Source organism: Psychrobacter sp. T6-1 (genome assembly GCF_052258445.1).
In genome coordinates this window covers 1-3966 of sequence record NZ_JBQQFC010000234.1, presented here as the reverse complement: position 1 = coordinate 3966, position 3966 = coordinate 1, and the positions used below count along the sequence as shown (strand labels likewise).

Sequence of the window (3966 nt, the reverse complement as noted above, 5' to 3'; positions counted from 1 at the left end):
GCTGAGAGTCTATTGCACTTCTCAGAGTTCGGTGTAGTCATGCTGCTGTTTATCATCGGTCTTGAGCTTCAGCCCTCGCGTTTGTGGGCACTGCGGCGCTCTATATTTGTATTAGGCGGTTTGCAAGTAGGTTTGACGGGCATAATACTGATGGCGATTATGTATCAGTTTTTCTCCTTAAAACTAGATACTGCCTTTATTGTCGGTTTTGGTTTAGCGCTCTCCTCTACCGCTTTTGTATTGCAGATACTCAACGAAAAAGAGCAGCTCTCAAGCACTCATGGGCGCGAAGCCTTTACTATTTTACTCTTTCAAGATATCGCCGTTATCCCGCTACTTGCGGTTATTCCCTTCTTATCAGGAGTGCGAGAGCAGAGCTATGATCTGATTTATTTTGGTAAAGTATTTGCCGTGTTCGCAGGTCTCATCCTTGCCAGCCGCTATGTTATTAGACCGTTTTTTAAGTTCGTCGCTTCAAGTGGTGCCTCAGAGCTTTTGACCGCTGTCGCCTTGTTTATTGTTATGGGCGTCTCTATTTTGATGGGTCAAATCGGTCTATCTATGGCATTAGGGGCGTTTTTGACAGGTGTCTTGCTCGCAGATTCTGAGTATCGTCACGAGCTTGAGGCCAGTATCGAGCCGTTCAAAGGCTTGCTGCTTGGCTTGTTCTTTATGTCAGTCGGTATGCTGACTGATGTAAAATTCATTATTGCCCATCCTATATTTATTATCAGCTGCGCAGTTGCACTGATGCTAATTAAGTTTACGGTCATCGCAGGTATCGCCAAAGCTTTTGGCAATCGCTGGCCGACTAGCATTCGTTTAGGGGTGACGCTCGCGCAGGGTGGTGAATTTGCCTTTGTCCTCTTTAACGTTGCCTCAACTCAAAATGTCCTAAGACCTGAGCTTGAAAACACTTTAAACCTTATAGTGACCATTTCTATGGCGCTCACGCCACTGGCGTTCTTACTGCTAGAAAAAGTCGGCGAGCCACTATTTGCTAAGAGTAAACCCAGCCGTGATTACGATACCATTCCAGATCACGAACATCCTGTCATTATCGCAGGCTTTGGGCGCGTCGGTCAGATCATAGGACGGGTATTGCGCATGCACAATATCGAATTTACCGCTATTGAACGCTCTGCCAATCGCGTAGATTTTGTCCGTAAATTTGGTAATCAAGTATACTATGGCGACCCCAAAAACCCTGAGATTTTGCGAGCAGCAGGCATCGATAAGGCGCGTATCTTTATCATCGCTGTTGATGACTTGGAGCGTTCTATCACCACGGCTGAGTATCTGCATCACAACTATCCTGATCTTGTGGTTCTCGCTCGCGCCCGCGATCGCCAGCACTATTATCGCCTACGTGAAGTGGGCGTCCGTCATATTTGGCGTGAGACGTATCTGTCCTCACTTGATATGTCACGCGAGTCGCTACAATTACTTGGCATTACCCCTGAAAAGGCCCGCGAGACTATCCAAACATTCCGTGACTATGACGATGATTTGATTGAGCGTCAGCAAGCTATTTATGACGATGAAGCCAGTATGATAGCCTCAGCGAAGTCCGCTATGGCCGAGCTTGAGAGCTTGTTTGATGAAGATATCGGTCGCTCGCGCAAGATGGATTTGGGTGAGTTTGAAGAAGCCCTTAGAAGCCAAGCGACGCCTGTTAATGAAGACGATAGCGACAATACAGGTAACAACAATGAAGGCAATATTGTCATTCATCCTAATAAATAGTATCGTTATTTATCTTACAATAACTCTCAGTATCGAGATTTTGAAAGCTAGTTTGGAGAACAATTTACAGGCGCTAAGTCCTCATTTAGTGACGTGGTGCACTGCCAATTATCGCTCCCACTCTCATGATAAAACACTAGGGTATGGTCATTTAAATAGCGCAGTGGGAACCGTACATTTTGGATAGTAGCAATAATCGCGCAGTCCGTATTCGCAGCTCCTCCAGCCTCGGTCGCGATCTGTAGTTGTACTTGCGGCTCATCGATAGCCAGCGGTAGCTTGGTTGGACATTGCCCAGTTTGCGCATACAAAAGCGCCACTTTGTTTTGCGTGGTTTTGGCAATATCATAAGTATTAAACAGTACTTCGTTCTCCTGAGGTTTTGCAATAATAGGCAAAAACTGTACTTTGATGACCGTAAGCGCAAACACAAACAGTCCAAAACCTAGCAGTAAACCAAACAAGCTGACCCCGCCCTCACGTTTTAAGTGCGCCTTTTGCGCGGCTCCATCACGAGGATAAGCATCTAGCACGTCTGCGATCTCACGCCTAGCCATACGGTAGTAATAAGCGTCCGTCCAGCGCGCCACCATAAAAGACCAAAACAGCCAAATAATGGCAGCAATACCTATACGAGTTACCATTTGATAAGCATCTGGCACAAAGGACATCGCCATAAACTCAAAAGTGACCAGTACAATCGCAATGTTTAGCTGAATAAAGGACCAGCCAGCTACGCTATAGACGATAGCGTCCATATAGCGCTTTCGATACAGCAGCCAAGGAAAAGTGATAAAAAACGCCGCCCAGTGCCATTTAGGCGAGAGATACCCTTGTTTATCAAACTGCTCAAAACGCTGTAGATAATATTTTTGTGTACGCTGACCGATAAACCACTGATCCAGCTGCCGACGGCGCGCTGGGGTTATCTTTTCTTGATAAAACGGTGGCGGTGAATCTGTTTCGATAAACAGCATAAGGATAGACTCTATTTAGGAGTTAAGAGCAGATGAGACCTATATAGTTGATCCACTATAAAATAGATACAGTGTTACTGAGATGAATTTTGCGCAGCGTTGAGAGATAGCAGCACACAAAAAAAACTTATATCAGCAGCACGCTGTAATAGCAGTAGTCTTTTTATTTGAGATAAACGGTATGAGGTCACCATTATTATAAGCCTGTATTCACAGCAAAAGTGCACTGATAACCAATTCTTATCAAACTCGCTCTAGCTTAGGTACACTGGTTATAAGCCCAGTAACCACAAATGCACCAGCGCAGGATAATCGTTCACACGGGTTCTGATTTCACCTATAATACGCTCATATTTTTAATGATATTAATCTTATGAGTCAATCTCCCATTAACGACGAATCTCTTGATAAACATCAAACTCTTAGTAGTGAGAGTACTGATAGTCAAGACCAAGCTCGCGTAAACCTTGAAGGCAATGACAAACATCTACGTATCGTCAATACCTTTATGAAGCGCCGCACTCACATGAACAAAAACGCTGAGCAGGCGCTTACCGATCCACAGTTTGCGCACTATTTAGTCAATAACAGCACCGGCGACGGCAACCTTGATGATATTGATGATTTGCGAGTGCTATTTCATGACACGCCTAATGGTAGCGCCGCGCCGCTAACCTTAGAGATCGGTTTTGGGTTGGGTGACTCGTTTATCGAGATGGCCGCCGCTGACCCCACTCGTAACTTTGTCGGTATTGAAGTTCATGAGCCTGGCATCGGTAAATGTGCTTATATGGCAGATACGCAAGGTTTGACCAACGTCAGAATTATCAACGGTGATGCTATTCAACTATTAAAGCAACTGCCAGAGCAGCACATCGATCGCATTCAATTGTACTTCCCTGACCCTTGGCAAAAAAAGCGCCACTACAAGCGCCGATTTGTCAGCGCCGAGCGCATGGCTATTGTCACACGTAGTCTTAAGTCAGGCGGCTGGTTCCATGCTGCAACTGATTGGGAGCACTATGCGTTTTGGATGTTAGAGGTGTTAGACCAAGTGCCTGGACTGAGCAATCAGGCAGGCGCCAATCAATTTACTTCGCGTCCTGATTTTCGGCCTATGACCAAATTTGAGCGTCGCGGGATTGAGCGCGGCCACGGTGTTTGGGATCTAATCTACGTCAAAGACTAACGCTTATTCTATAAAAAAGCGGTAGCTCTAACCATTGGAGCTGCCGCTTTTTTT

Annotated in this window: 3 protein-coding genes; 2 read left to right on the top strand and 1 reads right to left on the bottom strand. The window is 45.6% G+C overall.

Annotated elements, in window-relative coordinates; translation table 11 throughout:
* The coding region (locus tag ACTXGO_RS10760; protein ID WP_443574446.1) for a cation:proton antiporter domain-containing protein at positions 1-1746 on the top strand (1746 nt) is incomplete at its 5' end.
* A gap of 47 nt (positions 1747-1793) precedes the next feature.
* Here ACTXGO_RS10760 and ACTXGO_RS10755 read toward each other — a convergent pair.
* On the bottom strand, positions 1794-2723 hold the full coding sequence (locus ACTXGO_RS10755; RefSeq protein ID WP_435949534.1) for a pilin: 930 nt from the start codon (positions 2721-2723) through the stop codon (positions 1794-1796).
* Positions 2724-3096: 373 nt separating this feature from the next.
* On the opposite strand from ACTXGO_RS10755, the gene trmB reads away from it, so the two are divergent.
* Positions 3097-3912 (top strand): tRNA (guanosine(46)-N7)-methyltransferase TrmB, encoded by an 816-nt coding sequence (gene trmB, locus ACTXGO_RS10750; RefSeq protein ID WP_435949535.1) that lies wholly within the window; start codon positions 3097-3099, stop codon positions 3910-3912.
* Positions 3913-3966 lie beyond the last annotated feature (54 nt).